The sequence below is a fragment of the Microbacterium sp. RD1 genome (assembly GCF_052220165.1).
In the GTDB taxonomy this organism is placed as follows: domain Bacteria; phylum Actinomycetota; class Actinomycetes; order Actinomycetales; family Microbacteriaceae; genus Microbacterium.
In genome coordinates, this window is the sequence record NZ_JBQPOL010000002.1 from 289,545 (window position 1) to 311,591 (window position 22,047).

Consider the following 22,047-nt stretch of genomic DNA (forward strand, 5'->3'; position numbering starts at 1 on the left):
TGACATGGCCGGGGCGGCCGGAAACCCCATCCTAGACCCGGAGGTCGTTCACACTCAAGTGGGTGTGAGGTTGGGGGTGGTTCTCCGCTTGAGAGGAAGCGGGGCCTTTCGGCCTCTCCGCTCTCCCCTGTGGGGCGAACAAGTAATAAGTTACGTGGGATCCGCAGGACGGGCAAATCAGGGCGCATCCCGGGCGTGTCGCGGGCGAGAACCCCGAGATTCCGCGATTTCAGCCTCGAGGCCCGTTAGGCCCTCTGACGGGCGCGGAGGGCTTGTACGAGCACCGCCAGCAACAGGCTCGCGCCTCCCCACGCCGCGCAGGCCGGGGGCAGCACTCGATAGGCGAGGTGGGCGGCGGTGAACTCGTCCGAGAGGGAGCCGGCGACGGCCAGACCCCCCACCCAGGCGAGGATCAGGATCGCCGGCAGCGACACCCACCAGCTCACCCTGACCGCTGCCGGTAGGAGCCGCCTGACCGGCTCGACGGGGCGCCGCGTCAACCAGACGCCCGCCCACACCGCGAGCCCTGCGAGACCAAGCGCGCTGGACAGATGCTGCAGCCACCGGTATCCCGGCAGCGGTCCCCACATCTGGGCGAGCGCGGGAAGCAGGGTCACCCCGCCCCTCCCCTCGTGCGTGAAGAGGTCCCACGCGATATGCGTCACGATCCCCACGGCCAGGGAGACCAGCGTCAACCCGAGCGTCGTCGGGGAGAACCGTCCGCGCCCGACGCCGAGGGTCTCCCGGATCCCGTGTGCGGCACCGGCGTCCCATTCCGCCGGCAGCCGCGCCGCCAGTGCGGACGGGGCGAGTTCGCGGGTGGCCGGGCGCAGCGCGACCCGCCAGATCAGCAGAAGCGCGAGGGCCCAGACGAGGGTGAGCGGGAGCCATGCCAGGTCATGCGTTCGGCCGTAAGCCGGCACGATCGCCCGCACGAACAGCGGCAGATCGGGGGTCATCGCGCCGACGGCGATCGCCGCCGGAATCAGCGGCGTCCGCACGAACGCGAGAGCCACGACGGCGTGACTCGGAGTGAACGGCATGGGCGTTCAGGCGAGGAGGATCCCGGCGAGTGTCTTCTTGCCGCGACGCAGCACCGACACTCCCCCCGGGAGCGAACCGGTCACCACCGCGTCGTCGGCGGCGACCTTCTCGCCGTCGAGTGACACCCCGCCCTGCGAGATGGCGCGCCGCGCCTCACTGAGGCTCGAGACCAGACCCGTCTCCACGAGTGCCTCCACCACCGGCGTCCCCGCCGCCAGACGTGCGTTCGGGAGCTCCTCCAGGGCGCTGCGCAGCGTCGCGGCATCCAGCGCCGCCAGATCCCCTGCCCCGAAGAGCGCCTCGGATGCCGCCGCAACCGCCGCCGCCGCCTCCGGGCCATGCACGAAGGTCGTCACCTCGGCAGCCAGCCTTCGCTGCGCCGCACGCCGGAAGGGCTCCTCGGCCACCCGCCGTTCGTACTCCGCGATCTCGGCGCTCGGGAGGAACGTGAACACCTTCAGTCGTGCGATGACGTCGGCGTCCAGGGTGTTGAGCCAGAACTGGTAGAACGCGTAGGGGCTGCACATCTCGGCATCCAGCCAGATCGCGTTGCCCTCGCTCTTGCCGAACTTCGTCCCGTCCGCGTTGGTGATGAGGGGCGTACCGAGCGCGTGGACGGCTGCGCCCTCGACGCGGTGGATGAGATCCACACCGCTGGTGAGGTTCCCCCACTGATCGCTGCCACCGGTCTGCAGGACGCAGTCGTAGCTGCGGAACAGCTCGAGGTAGTCCAGGCCCTGAAGGATCTGGTAGCTGAACTCGGTGTAGCTGATCCCAGCTTCGGAATTCAACCGCGCTGCGACGGCGTCTTTCTTGAGCATCGTGCCCACGCGGTAGTGCTTACCGATCTCACGGAGGAAGTCGATGGCGCTGAGCGGCGCGGTCCAGTCGAGGTTGTTGACGATGCGCGCGGCGCTGTCGCCGTCGAAACTCAGGAACCGCTCCACCTGGGTGCGCAGCGACCCCACCCACTCCTCCACCGTCTCCCGCGTGTGAAGCGTGCGCTCCGCGGTGGGACGCGGATCGCCGATGAGCCCGGTCGACCCGCCGACTAGTCCCAGCGGACGGTGCCCCGCCAGCTGGAGCCGGCGCATCGTCAGCAGCTGGACGAGGTTCCCCAGGTGAAGGCTCGGCGCGGTCGGATCGAAGCCGCAGTAGAAGACGATCGAAGGCCCGCCCAGGAGCTCGCGCAGCGTCTCCGCGTCGGTGGAGACGTGGACGAGACCTCGCCACTCGAGTTCGTCCCACACGTTGCCGAAGGTGGGATCGTTCGCGGGCGCGAGCGCGTTCAGACCGCTGTCGGACGGGGAAACAGACACGCCTTTCAGGCTATCAGCGGGGTACGCGGCATCCCGCCACGGCTAGGACGCCGCGCCCCACCAGACGAGGAATGCCGCGCCGAGGGCGGCGACCCAGCTCACGAGGCTCCCGACGAGGAAGTACTCGGCCCGGTCGCCGCTCTCGCCGTCGCGCGAGATCTCGGGGAACCGGACGATGCCCTTCGCAGCGAGGACAGCGGCCAGCAGCGTGTAGGCGCCGGCCAGGGTCAGGGCGAAGACCAGCACGCGCTCGAGAGGGCCGATGAGCCGGCCGCCCTTGAGCCCTGACTCCGCCGGCGGGAGGGCCATCTCCCGTCGAAGCGCCGAGCGCACGAGGATGTTGCCCGATTCGAGGAGGAAGACGACGGCGCCCGTGGCTGCCACGAGCGTATCCAGCGGGACGGCGCCGAACGGGCCCGCGGGCTGCCACAGATCCGAGAGCGGCCCGGGTGCCGGCCGGGCGGGCGCCGCAAAGACGGCAGCGGCGCACACGACGGCAAGCACCGCTGCCGCCCAGATCCCCGCGCGCGACGTGCCGTCGGCCTTGACCACGAGCACCCACGCCGTCGCCGCCAGGGCACCGATCACCGCAGCGGGCACCGCATCGAGGGCGGCGGTCGCTCCGAGGAGGATCAGCCCCGCGATGAGGTACACCAGCCAGCGCCGCCGGCGCCCGGCGAACTGGCGCACGAGATCGGCCCCGCCGACACTGAGCAGCACAACGCCGGCGAGGATCATGCGCGCACCCCGTCGAGAGCGTGGAAGCCCTCGACGATCGCGCCGCCGCCGGCGGCGGCGAGCGCCTGCGAGACGGCGGATTGGGTGATGTCCTCGGCGGCGGCGAGGGAGCGCTGCGTTCGTCCGAGACACCGCCCGTAGACCAGACGCCGGGTGCGCTCGCTCATGGTTCCGACGAGCTGATCGCGTGTGAGCAGGTAGGCGTTGGCGAAGGCCACGATGGGTCCCATGGCGGCATTCTCCTCGGGGGCTGCGACCACGCGGACGCGGGCGCTCGGCGCGGCGCGCTGCTGCAGGGCGTGAACGGTCTCGATCGCGGCGCGGGCCGCCCACCACCCCGGCCCGTCGGTGAGATCGGGGGCGCGGGAGGGTATGGAGCCGATCTCCCCCCACCCGATGCCGAAACGGCACTCCACGTCGTCCGGGAGGGCGAGTTGTATCAGGAGCAGACCGGCCAGCGCGTCCTCGAGCGTGGGGTAGACCGCCTGCAGCTCGTCGCCTACGGTCGGAGCGAGCGGACGCTCGGCGCGGGGTTGCTCGGCCTCCACGCGTGCGATGGTCGCCTCCAGCACTTTCTGCGCGGCCCCGCGGTCGCCGAGTCGCCGTGAGCCGACGATGTCGGCGATCACCGCAGCAGAGGACGTCATGGAATAAGTATATAGCTGATCTTCTTCGATTATCAGCTATACCCTTATGTCCTACTCGAGGAGTTCGCGGGAGACGCTCTGCGCCCGCGCGATCAGAGCCCGCCGCTGCTCGGCCACCCGCATCGGCGCCGTGCCGCCCGCCCCCGCGCGGCTGGCGACGGAACCCTCGATCGTCAGCACGTCGCGAACCTCAGGGGTGAGCAAGGGCGACACGTCCGCCAGCACCGCATCCGGCGCATCCGACAGGCCGATCCCGCGTTCCTCGCACGCGCGCACGAGAGAGCCGGAGATCTCATGCGCATCGCGGAACGGCACGCCGCGACGCACGAGCCAGTCGGCCACGTCCGTCGCAAGCGAGAAACCCTCGGGCGCGAGCGCGGCCATCCGATCGGTGTCGAATCGCAAAGTGGCGATCATGCCGGCGAAAGCCGGCAGGACGAGCTCGAGGGAGCGGACGGAGTCGAAGACCGGCTCCTTGTCCTCCTGCAGGTCGCGGTTGTACGCCAGCGGCAGCCCCTTCAGCGTCGCGAGCAATCCGGTCAGATTGCCGATCAGCCTGCCCGCCTTGCCGCGGGCGAGCTCGGCGATGTCGGGGTTCTTCTTCTGCGGCATGATGCTCGACCCGGTCGAGTACGCGTCGTCGAGGGTGACGAAGCCGAACTCGCGCGTGTTCCACAGGATGACGTCTTCGGCGAAGCGGGAGAGGTCCACCGCGATCATCGCCGTGACGAAGGCGAACTCCGCGACGACGTCTCGCGAAGCCGTGCCGTCCAGCGAGTTCTCCGCCGGGCCCGACAGCCCCAGCTCGCGGGCGACCAGCGCCGGGTCCAGGCCCAGCGAGGAGCCCGCGAGCGCTCCCCCGCCGTACGGCGAGACCGCCGCACGTACCGACCAGTCGCGAAGCCGCTCGAGCCCGCGGACGAGCGTCCATCCGTAGGCCTGGAGGTGGTGGGCCAGCAGCACGGGCTGTGCGTGCTGCAGGTGCGTGCGGCCCGGCATGATCGCGTCGGGGTGCGCCTCGGCCTGTGACACGATCGCGTCGATGAGGCGCAGCAGTTCACGGGCAACGGTCCGCGAGTGGTCGCGCAGATAGAGCCGGATGAGGGTGGCGATCTGATCGTTGCGACTGCGGCCGGCGCGGAGCTTGCCGCCGAGGGCCGGCCCGACCTCCTCGATGAGCGCCGTCTCCAGGGCACCGTGGACGTCTTCGTCGTCGGGCCCCGCGACAAGGGTTCCGTCGGCGATGCGCTCGGCGAGGGCGTCGAGACCGGCGTGCATCCTCCGCGCCTCGTCGGCGTCCAGGTAGCCGGCGGCTTCCAGCGCCACGGCGTGCGCGTGCGAGCCGGCGATGTCGTAGAGCGCGAGATCCCAGTCGAAGGCCGTCGACCGGCTCAAAGCGGCGAGTTCGGGCGAAGGGCCACCCGCGAAACGAGCGCCCCACAGGGCACCCTCGTTCGTGCCGTGGCCGCTCGCGTCGCTCATGCACCCAGCCTATCGACGCGCCTCGGCAGGCCCCCGCACCACCGCTCGCGTCAGCCACGCCATCGCCGCCTCCAGCGGGCCGCGGCCGACGAGGATCACCCACAGGGTGCAGGCGGCCGTGATCCCGAGGGTCATCGGCCAGAACGGCTCCAGGCTCCGGAAGGCGTCCAGATGCTCCGTCGTCCCGAACACCGCGACAGCGGCGACCGCCCACACCACGAGCTGAGCCGTGTAGGCGGTCAGGGGCATCGCGCCCACGGCGCGCAGCGGCACCACGAGCCAGCGCAGGACCGTCCGGCACAGCAGGAGGCTGGCCCCGATGACCGCGAGCGCGAATCCTCCGGACCCGACGACCTCGAGAACGCCGCCGGAATGCGCACGCGCCGTCCACACGGCCGCAAGGAGGGAGAGGGGTTCGTCTGTTTCGCTCGATCCCGACCACGCGGCCAGACCGTAGCCTCCCGCAGCGAGCGCGGCTCCGGAGAGCAACAGGACGAACGCCACGCGGGCCGACCGCAGGTTCGTTCGCCCGACGGCCATCCCGGAGAGGAGGAAGGCGATCCAGAGGGGGAACGGGTAGGCCCACCCGATCAGGGCGCCCACGCTCGCACCCTCCGGGGTGTCCCAGAACGGCGATGCGTCCCACACCGCCTGCAGGAACGGCATGACCACCGCCACCGCAGCCGCGATGGCGAACAGCAGGGGCGGGCGCATCCCCAGGAAGGGCAGCGCGAGGAGGAAGAGGATCGCATAGGCCGGCAGGATCACATAGACCGGTACGCCCGTCGCGACCAGCAGGATGCCGAGCACCCACAGCCCACCCGCCCGCACCGCGAGCCGCGCGGATGCCCGCCCGCGCGCGGAGCCGCGCATCGGCGTGCGCCCGCCGGTCACGAGCGCGATGGACACACCGGCGAGGGTGGCGAACAGGATCGACGACCGCCCGTTGACGACGTCGATCCACGTCGCAGGATCGCCGAGGGCGAAGTCGTCGATCGCCACGAGGTGGGCCGCGAGCATCCCGACCACGGCGAGGCCGCGGGCGAGGTCGATGCCGCCCAGGCGCGAGGGCCCGTCGAACCGTCGCCAGCGCGTGAGGAGAGCGGCGTTCAGCCCTGGCGCAACAGCCACACCAGCAGCGCCTTCTGCGCGTGGAGCCGGTTCTCCGCCTCGTCCCAGACGACGCTCTGCGGTCCGTCGATCACCTCGGCGTCGACCTCGTATCCGCGGTCGGCGGGCAGGCAGTGGATGAAGGTGGCGTCGGGCCGCGCGAGGGACATGAGTTCCGTCGTGACCTTGTACGCACCCAGATCGCGCAGTCGCGCGAGCTTCTCCTCCTCCTTGCCCATCGACACCCACGTGTCGGTGACGACGACGTCGGCGCCGGCCGCGGCCTCGTTGGGGTCGGTGAGGAGGGTGACCGACCCACCCGTCCGGGCGGCGATGGCATCGGCATCGGCCACCACGTCCTCGCGCGGCGCATACGACTCCGGCGACGCGACGCGCACGTGCATCCCCGCGGTGACGCAGGCCAGCACGTAGGAGTGCGCCATGTTGCTGCGGCCGTCGCCGAAGAACGACAGCGTGAGGCCCTCGAGCTCGCCGCGGTGCTCCCGGATCGTGAGGAGATCGGCCAGCAGCTGACACGGGTGGAAGTCGTCGCTCAATGCGTTGACCACCGGTACCCGGGTGTCGCGGGCCATCTCTTCCAGCCCCGCCTGCGCGTAGGTGCGCCACACGATGGCCGCGACCTGCCGCTCCAGGACGCGGGCGGTGTCGGACGGCGTCTCCTTGCCGCCGAGCTGGCTGTTCGCGGTCGAGATGATGAGCGGCGACCCCCCGAGGTCCGCGATCCCCACCGCGAACGACACGCGCGTGCGCGTGGAGGACTTGTCGAAGATCACCGCGACGGTCTGGGGGCCCGCGAGCGGCTTGTGCGCCCAGCGGTCCTTCTTCAGCTCGATGGCCAGATCGAGGATCTCGGCCTGTTCGGCGGGGCTGAGGTCGTCGTCGCGCAGCAGGTGGCGGGTCATGCGGTCACTCCCTCGGGGGCGGCGGACTCGTCCAGCAGCAGCGAGTCGGACACGGTGGCCAGGGCCGCGGCGAACAGCTCGACGAACTCGGCGATCTCGGCGTCGCCGATGATCAGCGGCGGGACGAGCCGGATGGTGGCGTCATTGGGTGCATTGACGATGAGGCCGTGCTCCTGCGCGGCGGCGACGACGGCCTTGGCGACCGGATGCGCGAGCGCGACGCCCAGCAGCAGTCCGCGGCCGCGGATGCCGGTGACCAGCGGCGAACGGAGCCCCTCGATCGCTGCGCGAAGCTGCTCTCCGCGCACGCGCGCGTTCTCGACGAGCCCCGCGCGCTCGATCTCCGCGAGCACGGCACCGGCGACGGCGGTGCCGAGCGCATTGCCGCCGAAGGTCGATCCGTGGGTGCCGGGATAGAACAGCTCGCTGGCCGCGCCGAAGGTGATCAGCGCGCCGATCGGGAAGCCGCCGCCGATGCCCTTGGCGACGGTGATGGCGTCGGGGGTGATCCCGGCATGCTGGAAGGCGAACCACGCACCGGTGCGCCCGGCACCGGTCTGGATCTCATCGACGATGAGCAGTGCACCGGCGCGCTGCGTGAGCGCGCGGGTGGCCTCGAGGTAGCCCGCGGGCAGCTCGACCACCCCGGCCTCGCCGAGCACGGGCTCGACCACGAGGGCGGCGACCTGCTCGTCCAGCGCCGCCTCGAGCGCCTCGACCGTCGGGGCGATGTGCTCGACCCCGGGAACCATGGGGAGGAAATCCGCCTGGAGGGCGGGCTTGCCCGTCATCGCGAGAGTCCCCATGGTGCGACCGTGGAATCCTCCCTCCAGGGTGAGGATGCGCGAGCGGCCGCTGTCGCGGCCGTGCAGGCGTGCGAGCTTGAACGCCGCCTCGTTGGCCTCGGCCCCCGAGTTGCCGAAGTACACCCGCCCACCGGGGCCGGTGCCGGCCAGGCGCTTCAGCTGCGCGGCGAGCGCCAGCTGCGGCGGCGTGGCGAAGTAGTTGGAGACGTGCGCGAGGGTGGCTGCCTGCTCGGACACGGCGTTCACGAAGGCCGGGTGGGCGTGACCCAGGGCATCCACGGCGATCCCCGCGAGGAAGTCGAGGTAGCGCCGGCCCTGGCCGTCCTCGAGGTAGGCGCCTTCGCCGCGCACGAACAGCGCCATCCGGTCGCCGAAGCTGCGCACGAGATCGCGGCTCGCGTCGTCCTGCCAGGTGCCGATGTCGTTCATGCGACGACCTCCGTTCCTATCCCCTTGCTGGTGAACAGCTCGACGAGCACCGAGTGCGGGACCCGGCCGTCGATGATGGCCGCCGTGGGGACTCCGCCGTCGACGGCGTCCAGGCACGCCTGCATCTTCGGGATCATGCCCGACTCGAGCCGCGGCATCATCGCACGCAGTTCGGTCGAGGTGAGGTGGGAGACCAGCGAGTCCCGGTTCGGCCAATCGGCGTAGAGGCCGGGGACGTCGGTGAGGACGACGAGCTTCTCGGCTCGGAGCGCTGTCGCCAGAGCCGCAGCCGCCGCATCCGCGTTGACGTTGAGCGAATGGCCGGGGTTGTCGAGGTCGGGGGCGATGCTCGAGACGATCGGGATGCGCCCGGCGGCGAGGTGGTCGAGCACCGGCCGCGGGTCGACCGAGACCACGTCGCCGACGCGGCCGAGATCGTGCTCGACGCCGTCGACGACCACGCCCCGGCGTCGTCCGCCGAACAGACCGGCGTCCTCGCCGCTGAGTCCCGTCGCCAGCGGGCCGTGCGCATTGACCTTGGCCACCAGCTGCGGGTTGATCTGGCCCGTCAGCACCATTCGCACCACCGAGATCGCCTCGGTCGAGGTCACGCGATAGCCGCCCTTGAACTCGCTGGGGATCGCGAGGCGATCGAGCATCGACGAGATCTGCGGACCGCCGCCGTGGACGACGACGGGGAGGATGCCGACGTGACGGAGGTACGCGATGTCGGCGGCGAAGGCGTCCTGCAGCTCGTCGCTGACCATCGCGTTGCCGCCGTACTTGATGACGATCACCCTGTCGCGATAGCGGCGCAGCCACGGGAGCGAGTCGATGAGCGTCGCGGCCCATGAGCTGGCGGCGGCGGGATCGGTGTCCTGCAGGTCGATTCCGGTCATGACGAATAGGCGCTGTTCTCGTGGACGTAGTCGTGCGTGAGGTCGTTGGTCCGGATGGTGGCAGCCGCGTCGCCGACCCGGAGGTCGATCACCAGGTCGGTGGCGCGGGGCGTCAGGTCGACGTCCTCGCGGGGCCGGTCGGGGCCGCCCGCTGTGCACACGCGCACACCGTTCATCCACACGTCCACGTCGTACGGGTCGAACGCGGCATCCGTGGTGCCGATGGCCGCCAGGACGCGTCCCCAGTTCGGGTCGTTGCCGAAGATGGCCGCTTTGAAGAGGTTGTTGCGTGCAACGGAGCGGCCCACCGCGACGGCGTCGTCCTCGCTCGCGGCGGACACGACGCGGATGGTGATGTCGTGACTCGCGCCCTCGGCGTCGCCCTGCAGCTGCGCGGCGAGGTCGTCGCACACGGCGGTGAGCGCGACGGTGAAGTCCACCATTGCGGGCCGGACGCCGCTCGCGCCGCTGACCAGCAGCGTCACCTGGTCGTTGGTCGACATGCACCCGTCCGAGTCGAGTCGGTCGAAGCTCACCCGCGTGGCTGCGCGGAGCGCTGCGTCCGCCTCGGCCGCGTCGAGGACGGCGTCGGTCGTGATCACCACGAGCATGGTGGCCAGGCCCGGCGCGAGCATCCCGGCCCCCTTGGCCATGCCGCCGATCGTCCAGCCGTCGGCGCTTCGGACAGCGCGCTTGGGGCGGGAGTCGGTCGTCAGGATGGCCAGCGATGCGTCCACTCCCCCGTCGGGAGAGAGCGCGATGATCCCCTCCTCGACCCCGGCCAGCACTTTGCCGCGGAAGACCTCGTCGCCCGTGCCGATGAGGCCCGTGGAGCAGACGAGCACGTCCCCGGCGGAGACCCCCAACAACTCGGCGGTCTTTTCGGCGGTCTGATGCGTCGTCTGGAATCCGAACGACCCCGTGAAGCAGTTCGCCCCGCCGGAGTTGAGCACGATCGCCTCGACGACGCCGTCGCGGATGGCCTGCTCGGACCACAGGATCGGGTTGGCCTTGGCCCGGTTCGACGTGAAGACCGCGGCGCCGACCTTCAGCGGGCCGCGGTTGACGACGACGGCCACATCGGGCTTGCCGGTGGACTTCAGCCCGACGGCGACGCCCGCCGCCTCGAATCCGGCGGGGGCGGTGACGCTCACGGTGCCACTCCGTTCACGCTCAGCGCCCGGTCCTCGGGCAGCCCGAGCGCGATGTTCAATGACTGCACGGCCGCGCCGGCCGTCCCTTTCACGAGGTTGTCGACCGCGGCCACGACGACGACGCGGTTCGCGTCCCGATCGATCGCGAGGCCGAGCAGGGCAGTATTGGCACCGACGACGTCGGCCGTCCGGGGGAAAGAACCGGCCGGCAGCAGCTGCACGAACAGCTCCCCCGCGTACGCGCTCTCCCAGGCATCGCGGATCTGCGCGTCGCTGACACCGGGCGTGATCGGCGCGGACGTGGTGGCGAGGATGCCGCGTGCCATGGGGACGATCACCGGCGTGAACGAGATCCGCACCGCGGCCGCATCCGCCCCGGCCGCCACGAGGGCCTGCCGGATCTCGGGGATGTGCCGATGGCTGCCCCCGACGGCGTACGGATTCGCGGAACCGAGGATCTCGCTGGCGAGGAGGTTGGTCTTGAGGCTCTTGCCGGCGCCGCTCGGGCCGACGGCGAGGACGCTGACGATGTCGCTCGGGTCGATCACCCCGGCCGCCACCCCCGGCGCGACGCTCAGCGACACCGTCGAGGCGTTGCATCCGGGGGCGGCGATCCTCGTCGCGCCCCGCAGAGCCTCGCGTTGCTTGCCGCCGCCGACCGGCAGCTCGGGGACGCCGTAGGTCCACGCGCCGGAGTGGTCGCCGCCGTAGAAGCGGGCCCAATCCGCCGGGGACGTCAGCCGGTGGTCGGCGCCCGCATCGATCACGAGCGGCACGTCTGCGAGTGCGTCGGTGTATTGCGCGGACTGGCCGTGGGGCAGGGCGAGCACCACGATGTCGTGACCGGCGAGCACGTCGGGGGTCGTCTCCTGCAGAGTCAGGGCCGCGAGCGAGCGCAGGTGCGGCTGATGCTCGATGAGAGGCTGACCGGCGTTCGAGTGCGCGGTGACCGTGCGGATCTCGACGTCCGGATGGCCCGCGAGAATCCGCAGGATCTCGCCACCGGCATAGCCGGAGGCGCCGGAGACGGCGACCGAAGAGGGCATGACTTCCACCTTATTGTCTGGGACGACGGGGCCAGGAACGGCGACACCGGCCGCAGACGCGTCCCGGGGTCGCCTAGAGTCGGCGGCCGCCGCGCGCACCCGGGAAGCTCATGACGAGCACATCGGATGCGGAAGACATGCCGCGACCCTAGCCCCGCGACCCTCCCGCACGCAAATCCCCCGTTCCGCCGCATCGATCAGCGCACGGAGCATCGAGATTCCCGCGATCCGGTGCGGGTGAGCGGCTCAGGCAGTGCGGACCTGGGCGGCCCACGGCGGCAACTCGGCGTCCAAGGACGCCGGTTGCGCACCGTTGCCGAGCACGACCGGCGCGGCCGACCACTCGGCGAGCACGCCCGGCCAGACCGGCCGGCGCGGATCCGACGAGAGGTTCGCCACCACGAGCATCCGGTCGTCTTTCCAGCGTCGTTCGAACGCGAAGATCGCCGGGTCCCCGGCGTCGATCCGCGCGAAGGATCCGTGCGCGACGACCGGCATCTCGTGGCGGAGTCGCACGAGCGCGCGGTAGTGCGAGAAGACCGAGCGCGGGTCGTCGTACTGCGCGGCGGCGAAGATGCGGTCGGCGTTGGGGTTGACCGCGAGCCACGGGACGCCGGTCGTGAAACCGGCCTGCGGGGCGTCCTCCCACTGCACCGGGGTACGCGCGTTGTCACGGCTCTGCGACGACAGTCCGAGAAGCGCCTCGGCGGGCGAGGATCCGCGCGCGATCTCGTGCGCGAAGTGGTTCAACGATTCGACGTCGCGGAAATCCTCGATGGACGAGAAGACGGTGTTGGTCATCCCGATCTCCTCGCCCTGGTAGATGTAGGGCGTCCCCCGCTGCAGGTGCAGGATCGTCGCCAGCGCCGTCGCCGACTCCCGCCACCACCGGTCGTCGTCGCCGAAGCGACTCACCGGCCGGGCCTGATCATGATTGGCGAGGTAGAGGCTGTTCCATCCGACCTCGGCGAGCGCGTCCTGCCACGACGTGAACGACGCTGCCAGCTCCCCCGGCTCCAGCGTCCGCGTGTGGAACTTGCTCCCCGGTCCGTGGTCCAATCCGACGTGATCGAACTGGAACACCATGTCGACCTCGCGGCGGGCGGGATCGGTGAACAGCACAGCTTCGGACTGCGTGACCCCCGGCGTCTCGGCCACCGTGAGGAGACCGACGCGTCCCGCGAAGACCTCGCGGTGCATCTCCTGGAGGTATTCGTGCAGGCGCGGGCCGGCGGCGTAGTACGGGAAGCCGTCGCCGAACGCGCTGCCCGAGCGCACGGCGCCGTCGGGGAGATCCGGATGCTTCGAGATGAGGTTGATGACGTCCATCCGAAAGCCGTCGATCCCGCGATCGAGCCAGCGACGCATCATCGCGTACACCGCGTGCCGCACCTCGGGGTTCTCCCAGTTGAGGTCGGGCTGCTTGCGGTCGAACAGGTGCAGGTAGTACTCGCCGGTGGGCTCGTCCCACTGCCACGTGGGGCCGGAGAAGAACGATTCCCAGTTGGTCGGCTCGCTTCCTGGGCGGCCAGGCTCGGTGCCCGCACGGGCGGGCCGCCACCAGTACCAGTCCCGCTTGGGGTTGTCGCGACTCGATCGGGACTCCACGAACCAGGGGTGCTCGTCGGAGGTGTGATTGACCACGAGGTCCATCACGAGCTTCATGCCGCGCGCGTGCACGTCCTCGAGCAGCTCGTCGAAGTCGGCCAGCGTGCCGAAGGTCGGGTCGATGTCCTCGTAGTCGCTGATGTCGTACCCGTTGTCGGCCTGCGGCGACCGGTAGACGGGCGAGAGCCAGATCACGTCGACGCCCAGCATCTCCAGGTGGTCCAGGCGGCTGCGGATGCCGCGGAGATCGCCGACGCCGTCGCCGTCGGAATCCTGGAAACTGCGGGGGTAGACCTGGTACACCACGGCGCTGCGAAACCAGTCAGGCCGCTCGATCTCGGGGGGAGTCATCCCTCCCGAGCCTTGCACAGCGTTCGGCGGCTTGCCAGCGCGATGCCGCGTCAGTCGCGGATGCGGGCTCCGAGGCGCTCGGCCGCTACGGCCACCCCGGCGAGCTTGGCGTCGGTGGCCTCCGCCGCCGTGAGGGTGCGGTCGGGGGCGCGGAAGCGCAGCGCGAAGGTCAGGCTCTTGCTGTGTTCGGGGACGCCCGGGCCACGGTAGTCGTCGACGAGGCGCGCGTCCTCCAACAGCGGACCGGCGCCTTCCACGAGCGCGGCGCGCACGTCGGCGGCGGGTATGCCGTCGGTCACGACGAGCGAGACGTCCTGCGTCGCGGCCGGGAAGCCCGACAGCGACTCGGCCACGACGGCGCGGCCGGACAGCTCCAGCAGCCGATCCAGGTCGAGCTCGGCGACGAGGACGCGACCGGGAAGGTCGGCGGCCTGTGCGACGGAGGGCAGGAGTTCGCCGACGTATCCGACCTCGACATCGTCGACCCGCACGCTGCCGGTGCGGCCGGGGTGCAGCGCATGCCGCGCGCCCTGCAGCACATCGGCGCGCACCCCCGCACCCGCGGCGATCGTGCGGACCGCGTCCACGGCGTCGGCGAGATCGGCGGGGACGGCCGGCTGGCCGGGCTGCTTGGTCACGCGCATGCCCGCGAGAAGCACCGCCACGAAACGCCGTTGTCGCGGGATGGCCGCGTTGAGCTCGGCGAGGGTCGCCTCATCCGGTCGCTGGGCGAGGGGCGGAATCGTGTCGGTGCCGTAGACCACTCCCGGCTCGGGGAGGAACACCGTGCCGGTCTCGAACAGCGCCAGGTCGACCAGGCCCCGCGAGACATTGCGGTGAGCCGCGGCGAGCAGCCCGGGTATGAGCGAGCGCCGCAGGAACGGTGCCTGACCGTCGAGCGGGTTGGCGAGTTTCACGCTCGGCAGTGACTCCCCCGTCGCCGAGCCGTGCAGCGTGTTGAGCTCCTCGGTCGTGAACGGGAAGGACGGCGTCTCGACGTATCCCGCTGCGGCGAGCGCGTTCGAGACGCGCCGGCGCCCCTGCTGCGCGGCCGTGAAGCCGCGCCCGGACGGCGGGACGGGCAGCACCGAGGGGATGCGGTCGTAACCCTCGATACGCGCGACCTCTTCGGCCAGCGTCCATTTGTCGGTGAGGTCGGGCCGCCACGACGGCGGGACGGCTCGCCACGGGGACGCACTGTCGTCGACGTCGCATCCGACAAGTCGCAGGGCCGCCGAGACCTCTTCCGCCGTGTAGTCGACGCCGATGAGGCCGGCGACGAAACCGTCGGGGAGCGCGATCGCCTCGCGCTCGTAGGTCGTGCCGAGCGAAGCGCCGAGATCGGTGTCGAGGGTGCCGCCGGCGAGCTCGACCATCAGCTCGGCCACCCGCTCGGCCGCGACGAACGGAACGAGCGGGTCGACGCCGCGCTCGAAGCGGCGCGACGCCTCGGACGGCAGCTTGTGCCGTCGCGCAGTGCGGGCGATCGAGACGGTGTCGAAGGTCGCCGCCTCGATGAGCACGTTGCGGGTGGCGTCGCTCATCTCCGTCGTGCCACCCCCCATGACGCCGGCGAGACCGATGGGACCGGACTCGTCGGTGATGAGCAGGTCTTCCGGATCCAGCGTGCGCACCTGCCCGTCCAGGGTCTCCAGCTTCTCCCCCGCCTCGGCCCGCCGCACGGTGATGCCGCCAGTGAGCCGGTCGAGGTCGTAACCGTGGATCGGCTGGCCGAGCTCGAGCATGACGTAATTGGTGATGTCGATGAGCACCCCGAGGGAGCGGATGCCGCCGAGTGCCAGGCGCGCGGTCATCCACGGCGGGGTGGGGCGCGACGGGTCGACGTCGCGGACGATCCGCACGACGAACTCGCTCGCCCCCACACGGCCTCGGATGGGCAGGCGGTCGTCGACGACGATCGAGAAACCGGACGGCGTGCGGTCCGCGGCATCCGCGTGCCCGGCGCCGGGATCGCGGAAGTTCGCGCCGGTGGCGTGGGCGTACTCGCGCGCAACGCCACGCATCGACAGCGCGTAGCCGCGGTCGGGCGTGACGTTGATCTCCACTGCCACGTCGTCGAGCCCGAGGAGCGCGATCGCGTCGGTGCCGGGCTCGGCGTCGATCCCCAGCTCGGCCAGCCGCAGGATGCCGGAGTGCTCGTTGCCGAGGCCGAGCTCCTTCGCCGACGCGATCATGCCGTCGGAGACATGCCCGTACGTCTTGCGCGCCGCGATCGGGAAGGGCCCGGGAAGGACGGATCCGGGAAGGGTCACCACGACCAGGTCGCCCGCGAAGAAGTTGCCGGCGCCGCACACGATCCCGCGCGGGGCGTCCTCGCCGACGTCGACCTGGCACCAGCGGATGGTCTTTCCGTTGGACTGCGGCTCCTCGACGAACTCGAGCACGCGCCCGACGACGATGGGGCCCTGCAGCTCGAAGCGGTGCACGTCCTCCTCTTCGAAGCCCACCGACACCAGCGCCGCGAGGATGTCCTCGGGCGTCGCCTCCGCCGGGACGTCGACGAACTCGCGCAACCAAGACAGCGGGACGCGCATCAGACCACCATTCCGAACTGCTCGCTGAAACGCACATCACCCTCGGCCATGTCGCGCATGTCCTGCACGTCGCTGCGGAACATCAGGGTCCGCTCGATTCCCATGCCGAACGCGAAACCCGAGTACACCTCGGGGTCGATCCCCGCGGCGCGCAGCACGTTGGGGTTGACCATGCCGCATCCGCCCCACTCGATCCAGCGCGCGCCCCCCTTGAAGGTGGGGTGCCAGAGGTCCAGCTCGGCCGACGGCTCGGTGAAGGGGAAGAAGTTCGCGCGGAACCGCGTCTTGGCCTCCGGACCGAAGAGCACCTTGGCCGCGTGGTCGAGCGTTCCCTTGAGGTGCGCCATCGTGATGCCCTTGTCCACGACGAGCCCCTCGAACTGCGTGAAGACCGGCAGATGCGTCGCGTCGAACTCGTCGGTGCGGTACACCCGGCCCGGGCACAGCACGTAGATGGGCAGGTCGCGTTCGAGCATCGAGCGCACCTGCACGGGGCTCGTGTGCGTGCGCATGACGAGGTGCCGGGCGACGGGATCGACGAAGAACGTGTCCTGCATCTGGCGCGCGGGGTGATCCTCGTCGAAGTTCAGGGCGTCGAAGTTGAACCACTCGTGCTCGAGCTCGGGGCCCTCCGCGATCTCCCACCCCATGCCGACGAAGATGTCGGAGACCTGTTCCTGCAGGAGGGAGATCGGGTGCCGCGCCCCGACGCGGGCGCGCTGCGGGAGGGCGGTCACGTCGACGCGCTCGGCCTCCAGCCGCGCGGCGGTCTCGGACTCGGCGATCTCTCGCTCGCGCGCCGCCAGCGCTTGGTTGACCCGCCCGCGCGCCTGGCCGACGAGCTTGCCGAGCTCGGCCTTGCGCTCGGGGGCGACATCGCGCAGCTTCGCGTTGAGACGCGACAGCGGCGAGGACTCTCCGCTGTGCGCCGCACGGGCGGCCTTGAGCTCGGCGGTGCTGCCGGCCGCGGCGAACGCGGCGAGGGCCGCATCCACGGCGGAGTGGACCGCTGCTGCGCTGATCAACGGCGTGGTGATCTCGGGTGCGTCGGACACGAGAGACGAGTCTACCGAGGGGCGGATGCTCCGCCCGCCGGGTCAGACACTCGTGCTCGTGCCGTCGTGCTTGCCGAGTCCGCGCTGGGCGACGATCAGCTCGGTGTCGGTGACCTCCTGCGTGGGCTGGTTCGCACCCGCCACCCGCACGGTCCGCGGCGATCGGCGCAATCGTCGCTCCGCGAGCGTCGCGACGTAGGAGAGCATCAGGCACAGCGCGATGTAGATGGCGCCGGTGACGATGGTCGCCGGGATGATCGGCGAGCCGATGCTCGACTGCGAGCCGAGGTATTTGGCGTAGAAGAGCAGCTCGGGGTAGGTGATGATGAACCCGAGAGCGGTGTCCTTCAGCGTCACGACGAGCTGGGCGATGATCACGGGCATCATCGCGCGGATCGCCTGGGGAAGCAGGATCAGGCGCATGACACCCGACTTGCGGAGCCCGAGCGCGTATCCCGCCTCCTTCTGCCCCCGCGGAAGCGACTCGACGCCGGCGCGGAAGACCTCTGCGAGCACGGAGCCGTTGTACGCGATCAGCGCGATGACGACGGCCCAGTACGGCTCCATCCGCACCCCGACGACGGGGAGTCCGTAATAGAGCAGGAACATGAACACCAGGACCGGCACGGCGCGCAGCAGCTCGATGACGACGGTGAAAGGCGCCCGCACCCACGCGTGATCCGAGAGCCGTCCGATCGCCAGCAGGAATCCGAGAGCGAGGGCCCCGACGGCCGCGGCGGCGAAGGCGGCGAGCGTGCGAAGCGTCGCCTGGCCGATGTTGACCCACACGTTGGTGTAGGTGAAGGCCGCCCATTTCTGGGCCGTGAACTGCCCCGTCGCGGCAAGCCGCCACAGGAGGAATCCGATCACCGCGGCCACGACCAGCACCGTGAGAACACCGAGGATGCGGTTGCGGGCGATCGCCCGGGGACCGGGGACGTCGTACAGAACGCTGCTCATCGCGCCAGCCTCCAACGGTTCTCGAGACGTCGTTGCGCCCAGGACAGCAGCAGCACCAAGGCGATGAAGATCACCATGACCCACAGGATCACGACGAACTGGTTCTCGCCGCGCTCACTGAGGTAGCTGCGGATCGAGCCCAGGTTGATGACCGAGAACCCGGCGGCGACCGTCGTGTTCTTGAGTAGGGCGATGAATACGCTCATCATCGGAGGGATGACCGAGCGGAACGCCTGCGGCATCACGACCGACCCCATCACCTGCGCGAAGGTCAGCCCCAACGCGCGCGCCGCCTCGGCCTGACCGACGGGGACGGTGTTGATCCCCGACCGGATCGTCTCGGCGACGTAGGTGGCGGTGTAGACGCCCAGCGCGCAGATGGCCAGAGTGATCGAGACCGGCTCGGTCAGTCGCAACCCGAGCAGCGGCGGCAGCGCGAAGGAGAACGCGAAGAACACCAGCGTGAGCGGCGTGTTGCGGATCGTGTTCACGTAGAGCGTGCCGACCGCGCGTGCCACGGGGATCGGCGACACCCGCATCGCGCCGACGATCGTCCCCAGGACGAGGGCGAGCACGCCGCCTCCGGCGAACAGCAGAAGCGTCCCGAGGAGGAACGTCCCCCACAGGTCGAGGTTGTCGGTGATGACTCCCACGGCGGGTCCTTTCCGGGCTGTCGGCAATGGCAGGAAGCGGTGACGGGGACGGCGCGAGAGGCGCCGTCCCCGTCAGCTCACTCGTCGACGGCGGGCTGCTCGCCCTCGATGCCGGCCGGGGCGAGGTGCTGCTCGAACAGCGCGGTCCAGACATCTCCGCCGTCCGTGAACAGCGCGTTGATGTGATCCTTCAGCGCCGTGTCGCCCTTTTCCAGGCCGACGCCGTAGCGCTCCTCACTGAAGGGCTCGCCGGCGATCTTGAGCGCATCCGGCTCCTGTGCGACGTACCCCGCGAGGATCGCCTCATCCGTCGTGATGGCGTCGACCGAGCCCGCCTTGAGCTGCTCGACGCACTGCGAGTACGTGTCGTACTCGACCGTGTCGCCCGGGCTGTACTCATCGCGGATCCGCTGCAGGGGCGTGGAACCGGTGACCGAGCAGACGATCTTGCCCGCGAGATCCTCGGGTCCGCTGATCGAGTCGTCATCGGCGGCCACGAGGAGACCCTGACCGGTGAGGAAGTACGGCCCGGCGAAGTCGATCTGCTCCTTGCGGCCGTCGGTGATGGAGTAGGTGCCGACGTAGTAGTCCACGTCACCGTTGACGATCGCCTGCTCCCGGTTGTTGGAGGGGATCGTGACGTACTCGATCTGGTCCTCGTCGAAGCCCAGGGATGCCGCGATCCACCGGGCGATGTCGACGTCGAAACCGGTCCGCTCGCCGCTGACGGCGTCCTCATAGCCGAGACCGGGCTGGTCGTTCTTGACGCCCACGATGACGCCGTCCCGCTCGACCATGCGGTCGTAGGTCGGGCTGTCGGTGAGGTCGACCTCGGTGGCGACCTCCCACAGTGCTTCGTCGCCGCCGGTCTCCGTGCCGCCGGCGCCGGGGTCGGTGGGCGAGCCGCTGTTACAAGCGCTGAGAGTGATCATGGCGACGGCGGCGAGGCCGATGCCGGTGAGAATTCGGGACTTTCGCATTGGGGGATCTCCTTGTGCGGGAAGGGACGGTGGCGCGATCCGCTGAGCGGACCGGCGGGGGCGTCGAAAGGGTCTGGCGCGGCTCCTCTCCGGTGTCGGTGCTGTGCGGTCAGTGGGTGATGAGCTTGGAGAGGAAGTCCTTGGCGCGATCGGACTGCGGGTTCGTGAAGAACTGGTCCGGCGCGGCTTGCTCGACGATCTGGCCGTCGGCCATGAAGACGACGCGGTCGCCGGCCTTGCGCGCGAACCCCATCTCGTGAGTGACGACGATCATCGTCATCCCGTCGCGGGCGAGCCCGACCATGACGTCCAGGACCTCGTTGATCATCTCGGGATCCAGCGCGCTGGTCGGCTCGTCGAACAGCATGAGCTTCGGCCGCATCGCGAGGGCGCGGGCGATGGCTACGCGCTGCTGCTGACCGCCCGAGAGCTGCGCGGGAAGCTTGTCGGCCTGCGCGCCGACGCCCACCCGGTCCAGGAGCTGGCGCGCCTCGCGCTCGGCCTCGGCCTTCTTGACGCCGCGGACCTTCATCGGGCCGAGGGTGACGTTCTGCAGGATCGTGAGGTGGGCGAACAGGTTGAAGGACTGGAACACCATGCCCACGTCGGCTCGGAGCTCGGCGAGCGCCTTGCCCTCCTTGGGAAGCTCCTTCCCGTCGATCGTGATCGTGCCGGACGTGATGGTCTCGAGCCGGTTGATCGCGCGGCACAGCGTGGACTTGCCCGACCCCGACGGGCCGATCACGACGACGACCTCCCCGCGACCGACCGTCAGATCGATGTCTTTCAGGGCTTGAAAGTCGCCATAATGCTTCTGCACATCCGCGAGAACGACGAGGGGGTCGCCTGAAGCGCGGGAGCCGGGGTTCTCCATGGGTAAACCATAGGGATGCTCTCGGCCCGCGGCCAGGCATTGACCCGCGCCTTTACCGACTTGTGACAGCCGGTGCGGCGCGCGTCACGAACTCGCGCGCTGAGCGAAGGCAGTCTCGTAGAGGCAGACGCTGGCCGCCGTCGCGAGGTTCAGCGACTCCGCACGTCCGTAGATGGGGAGCCGGAGTGCCAGGTCCGCGTGGGCGAGGGCGGTCTCGTCCAGGCCGCGCGCCTCATTGCCGAAGAGCCACGCGGTGGCCTCGGCGAGGAGCTCCCGCGACGCGAGGAAATCGCTGCCGTCGACATCGGCGGCCACGACGCGCAGTCCCGCCTCGTGCGCGCGCTCGACGACGGCGGTCAGCTCCACCCCCACCGTCACCGGCAGGTGGAAGAGCGAGCCCGTGGTGGCGCGCACGACCTTCGGGTTGTACGGGTCGACCGTTCGACCGGTGAGGATCACGGCATCCGCACCCGCGGCGTCGGCCGCCCGGATGATGGTGCCGAGGTTTCCCGGATCGCGCACCTCTTCGCAGATCGCGACGAGCCGCGGGCCCGCGGCGAAGACGTCCTTCAGCGCCGTGGGCGCCTGCCGCGCGACGGCGACGATCCCCTGGGGCGTGACGGTGTCGGCCATCGCAGCCAGCACGTCCTCCGTCGTGAACTGCAGGTCGACGTCGGCGCTTCGCGCGGCATCGCGGATGTCGGTGTGCTTCTCCATCGCGGTGGGGGTGGCGAACAGCTCCACCACCGTGTCGGGGACGTACGAGAGCGCCTCACGGGCGGCCTGCGGGCCTTCGAGCAGGTACAGCCCGGTCTCGGCCCGGGCACTGCGCTTGCTCAGCTTCGCGACGGCGCGCACGCGTGGTGAACGCGGATTCTCCAGCACACGCTCAGTGTATTGACCGCGAGACTCCACGCCCGCCACGAAACAGCATCCGTCGCATGCAGTTTGGTGGTGCGGACGCCGTCTCGCCGAAATGCGAAAGGGGCGCCCTCCGAAGAGGACACCCCATTAAGCCGGATGCGGCGATTACGCGGTCTTCGCGGCGTTGACGTCGCCGGGCAGTGCGCTCTTGGCGGTTCCCACCAGCGACGCGAACACGGCGGGCTCGTTCACGGCGAGCTCGGCGAGGATGCGACGGTCCACCTGCACCCCGGCCAGGTTCAGACCCTGGATGAAGCGGTTGTAGGTGATGCCGTTCTGGCGGGCAGCGGCGTTGATGCGCTGGATCCACAGGCGGCGGAAGTCGCCCTTGCGCTTGCGGCGGTCCCGGTACGCGTAGACGAGCGAGTGGGTGACCTGCTCTTTCGCCTTGCGGTACAGACGCGAACGCTGACCGCGGTAGCCCTCGGCGCGCTCGAGGATGACGCGGCGCTTCTTGTGGGCGTTGACGGCCCGCTTGACTCTAGCCATT

The 22,047-nt window shown here is 70.3% G+C and carries 20 protein-coding genes; all 20 read right to left on the reverse strand.

The genetic code is table 11. The features are described 5' to 3' along the window. Window positions 1-245: 245 nt before the first annotated feature. Window positions 246-1,043 carry a DUF4184 family protein gene (locus ACTU3I_RS10300; RefSeq protein ID WP_442925595.1) on the reverse strand — a complete coding sequence of 266 codons (798 nt, stop codon included), beginning with the start codon at window positions 1,041-1,043 and terminating at the stop codon, window positions 246-248. 6 nt (window positions 1,044-1,049) lie between these two features. Next, the gene (gene tyrS, locus ACTU3I_RS10305; protein ID WP_442925596.1) at window positions 1,050-2,363 is read right to left on the reverse strand and encodes a tyrosine--tRNA ligase; all 1,314 of its coding nucleotides are present in this window, start codon (window positions 2,361-2,363) and stop codon (window positions 1,050-1,052) included. Window positions 2,364-2,405: 42 nt separating this feature from the next. Then, window positions 2,406-3,101: a hypothetical protein gene (locus ACTU3I_RS10310; RefSeq protein ID WP_442925597.1), complete on the reverse strand. Its 696-nt coding sequence runs from the start codon at window positions 3,099-3,101 to the stop codon at window positions 2,406-2,408. Then, on the reverse strand, window positions 3,098-3,748 hold the full coding sequence (locus ACTU3I_RS10315) for a SatD family protein (RefSeq protein WP_442925598.1): 651 nt from the start codon (window positions 3,746-3,748) through the stop codon (window positions 3,098-3,100). Before ACTU3I_RS10315 ends, ACTU3I_RS10310 begins: the two co-directional genes overlap by 4 nt. A 51-nt stretch (window positions 3,749-3,799) precedes the next feature. Continuing rightward, window positions 3,800-5,230 (reverse strand): argininosuccinate lyase, encoded by a 1,431-nt coding sequence (gene argH / locus ACTU3I_RS10320; RefSeq protein WP_442925599.1) that lies wholly within the window; start codon window positions 5,228-5,230, stop codon window positions 3,800-3,802. 9 nt (window positions 5,231-5,239) lie between these two features. Next, window positions 5,240-6,361 (reverse strand): heparan-alpha-glucosaminide N-acetyltransferase domain-containing protein, encoded by a 1,122-nt coding sequence (locus ACTU3I_RS10325; protein ID WP_442925600.1) that lies wholly within the window; start codon window positions 6,359-6,361, stop codon window positions 5,240-5,242. Continuing rightward, the gene (gene argF, locus ACTU3I_RS10330) at window positions 6,340-7,263 is read right to left on the reverse strand and encodes an ornithine carbamoyltransferase (protein ID WP_442925601.1); all 924 of its coding nucleotides are present in this window, start codon (window positions 7,261-7,263) and stop codon (window positions 6,340-6,342) included. The genes ACTU3I_RS10325 and argF overlap by 22 nt, the downstream gene beginning before the upstream one ends. Continuing rightward, window positions 7,260-8,498: an acetylornithine transaminase gene (locus ACTU3I_RS10335; RefSeq protein WP_442925602.1), complete on the reverse strand. Its 1,239-nt coding sequence runs from the start codon at window positions 8,496-8,498 to the stop codon at window positions 7,260-7,262. Before ACTU3I_RS10335 ends, argF begins: the two co-directional genes overlap by 4 nt. Next, window positions 8,495-9,397, reverse strand: a complete 903-nt coding sequence (gene argB / locus ACTU3I_RS10340; RefSeq protein WP_442925603.1) for an acetylglutamate kinase — start codon at window positions 9,395-9,397, stop codon at window positions 8,495-8,497. Before argB ends, ACTU3I_RS10335 begins: the two co-directional genes overlap by 4 nt. Continuing rightward, complete coding sequence (gene argJ / locus ACTU3I_RS10345; protein ID WP_442925604.1) at window positions 9,394-10,551, reverse strand: bifunctional glutamate N-acetyltransferase/amino-acid acetyltransferase ArgJ; 1,158 nt, start codon at window positions 10,549-10,551, stop codon at window positions 9,394-9,396. The genes argB and argJ overlap by 4 nt, the downstream gene beginning before the upstream one ends. Beyond that, window positions 10,548-11,597 (reverse strand): N-acetyl-gamma-glutamyl-phosphate reductase, encoded by a 1,050-nt coding sequence (argC, locus tag ACTU3I_RS10350; protein ID WP_442925605.1) that lies wholly within the window; start codon window positions 11,595-11,597, stop codon window positions 10,548-10,550. Before argC ends, argJ begins: the two co-directional genes overlap by 4 nt. A gap of 246 nt (window positions 11,598-11,843) precedes the next feature. Next, on the reverse strand, window positions 11,844-13,556 hold the full coding sequence (locus tag ACTU3I_RS10355) for an alpha-glucosidase (RefSeq protein WP_442925606.1): 1,713 nt from the start codon (window positions 13,554-13,556) through the stop codon (window positions 11,844-11,846). Between the two features lie 50 nt (window positions 13,557-13,606). Next, complete coding sequence (pheT, locus tag ACTU3I_RS10360) at window positions 13,607-16,111, reverse strand: phenylalanine--tRNA ligase subunit beta (RefSeq protein WP_442925607.1); 2,505 nt, start codon at window positions 16,109-16,111, stop codon at window positions 13,607-13,609. Further along, window positions 16,111-17,166 (reverse strand): phenylalanine--tRNA ligase subunit alpha, encoded by a 1,056-nt coding sequence (pheS, locus tag ACTU3I_RS10365; RefSeq protein ID WP_442925608.1) that lies wholly within the window; start codon window positions 17,164-17,166, stop codon window positions 16,111-16,113. The genes pheT and pheS overlap by 1 nt, the downstream gene beginning before the upstream one ends. Window positions 17,167-17,208: 42 nt before the next feature. Further along, window positions 17,209-18,126: an amino acid ABC transporter permease gene (locus ACTU3I_RS10370; protein WP_442925609.1), complete on the reverse strand. Its 918-nt coding sequence runs from the start codon at window positions 18,124-18,126 to the stop codon at window positions 17,209-17,211. Beyond that, window positions 18,123-18,779 (reverse strand): amino acid ABC transporter permease, encoded by a 657-nt coding sequence (locus ACTU3I_RS10375; RefSeq protein ID WP_442925610.1) that lies wholly within the window; start codon window positions 18,777-18,779, stop codon window positions 18,123-18,125. Before ACTU3I_RS10375 ends, ACTU3I_RS10370 begins: the two co-directional genes overlap by 4 nt. Window positions 18,780-18,856: 77 nt before the next feature. Next, window positions 18,857-19,759 (reverse strand): glutamate ABC transporter substrate-binding protein, encoded by a 903-nt coding sequence (locus ACTU3I_RS10380; protein ID WP_442925611.1) that lies wholly within the window; start codon window positions 19,757-19,759, stop codon window positions 18,857-18,859. Window positions 19,760-19,868: 109 nt separating this feature from the next. Next, window positions 19,869-20,633 carry an amino acid ABC transporter ATP-binding protein gene (locus ACTU3I_RS10385; RefSeq protein ID WP_442925612.1) on the reverse strand — a complete coding sequence of 255 codons (765 nt, stop codon included), beginning with the start codon at window positions 20,631-20,633 and terminating at the stop codon, window positions 19,869-19,871. A gap of 84 nt (window positions 20,634-20,717) precedes the next feature. Then, complete coding sequence (locus ACTU3I_RS10390; RefSeq protein ID WP_442925613.1) at window positions 20,718-21,518, reverse strand: TrmH family RNA methyltransferase; 801 nt, start codon at window positions 21,516-21,518, stop codon at window positions 20,718-20,720. A 144-nt stretch (window positions 21,519-21,662) separates the two neighbouring features. Beyond that, entirely contained in the window at window positions 21,663-22,046 is a 384-nt protein-coding gene (gene rplT, locus ACTU3I_RS10395) for a 50S ribosomal protein L20 (protein WP_442925614.1), read from the reverse strand. Window position 22,047 lies beyond the last annotated feature (1 nt).

Bases quoted from the DNA above. Each gene is read 5' to 3' on its own strand.
- argB (WP_442925603.1), bottom strand. From the start codon at position 9,397: ATGACCGGAATCGACCTGCAGGACACCGATCCCGCCGCCGCCAGCTCA.
- ACTU3I_RS10385 (WP_442925612.1), bottom strand. From the start codon at position 20,633: ATGGAGAACCCCGGCTCCCGCGCTTCAGGCGACCCCCTCGTCGTTCTC.
- argC (WP_442925605.1), bottom strand. From the start codon at position 11,597: ATGCCCTCTTCGGTCGCCGTCTCCGGCGCCTCCGGCTATGCCGGTGGC.
- ACTU3I_RS10355 (WP_442925606.1), bottom strand. From the start codon at position 13,556: ATGACTCCCCCCGAGATCGAGCGGCCTGACTGGTTTCGCAGCGCCGTG.
- argH (WP_442925599.1), bottom strand. From the start codon at position 5,230: ATGAGCGACGCGAGCGGCCACGGCACGAACGAGGGTGCCCTGTGGGGC.
- rplT (WP_442925614.1), bottom strand. From the start codon at position 22,046: ATGGCTAGAGTCAAGCGGGCCGTCAACGCCCACAAGAAGCGCCGCGTC.
- ACTU3I_RS10380 (WP_442925611.1), bottom strand. From the start codon at position 19,759: ATGCGAAAGTCCCGAATTCTCACCGGCATCGGCCTCGCCGCCGTCGCC.
- ACTU3I_RS10315 (WP_442925598.1), bottom strand. From the start codon at position 3,748: ATGACGTCCTCTGCTGCGGTGATCGCCGACATCGTCGGCTCACGGCGA.
- pheT (WP_442925607.1), bottom strand. From the start codon at position 16,111: ATGCGCGTCCCGCTGTCTTGGTTGCGCGAGTTCGTCGACGTCCCGGCG.
- ACTU3I_RS10335 (WP_442925602.1), bottom strand. From the start codon at position 8,498: ATGAACGACATCGGCACCTGGCAGGACGACGCGAGCCGCGATCTCGTG.
- ACTU3I_RS10370 (WP_442925609.1), bottom strand. From the start codon at position 18,126: ATGAGCAGCGTTCTGTACGACGTCCCCGGTCCCCGGGCGATCGCCCGC.
- argF (WP_442925601.1), bottom strand. From the start codon at position 7,263: ATGACCCGCCACCTGCTGCGCGACGACGACCTCAGCCCCGCCGAACAG.
- ACTU3I_RS10300 (WP_442925595.1), bottom strand. From the start codon at position 1,043: ATGCCGTTCACTCCGAGTCACGCCGTCGTGGCTCTCGCGTTCGTGCGG.
- ACTU3I_RS10310 (WP_442925597.1), bottom strand. From the start codon at position 3,101: ATGATCCTCGCCGGCGTTGTGCTGCTCAGTGTCGGCGGGGCCGATCTC.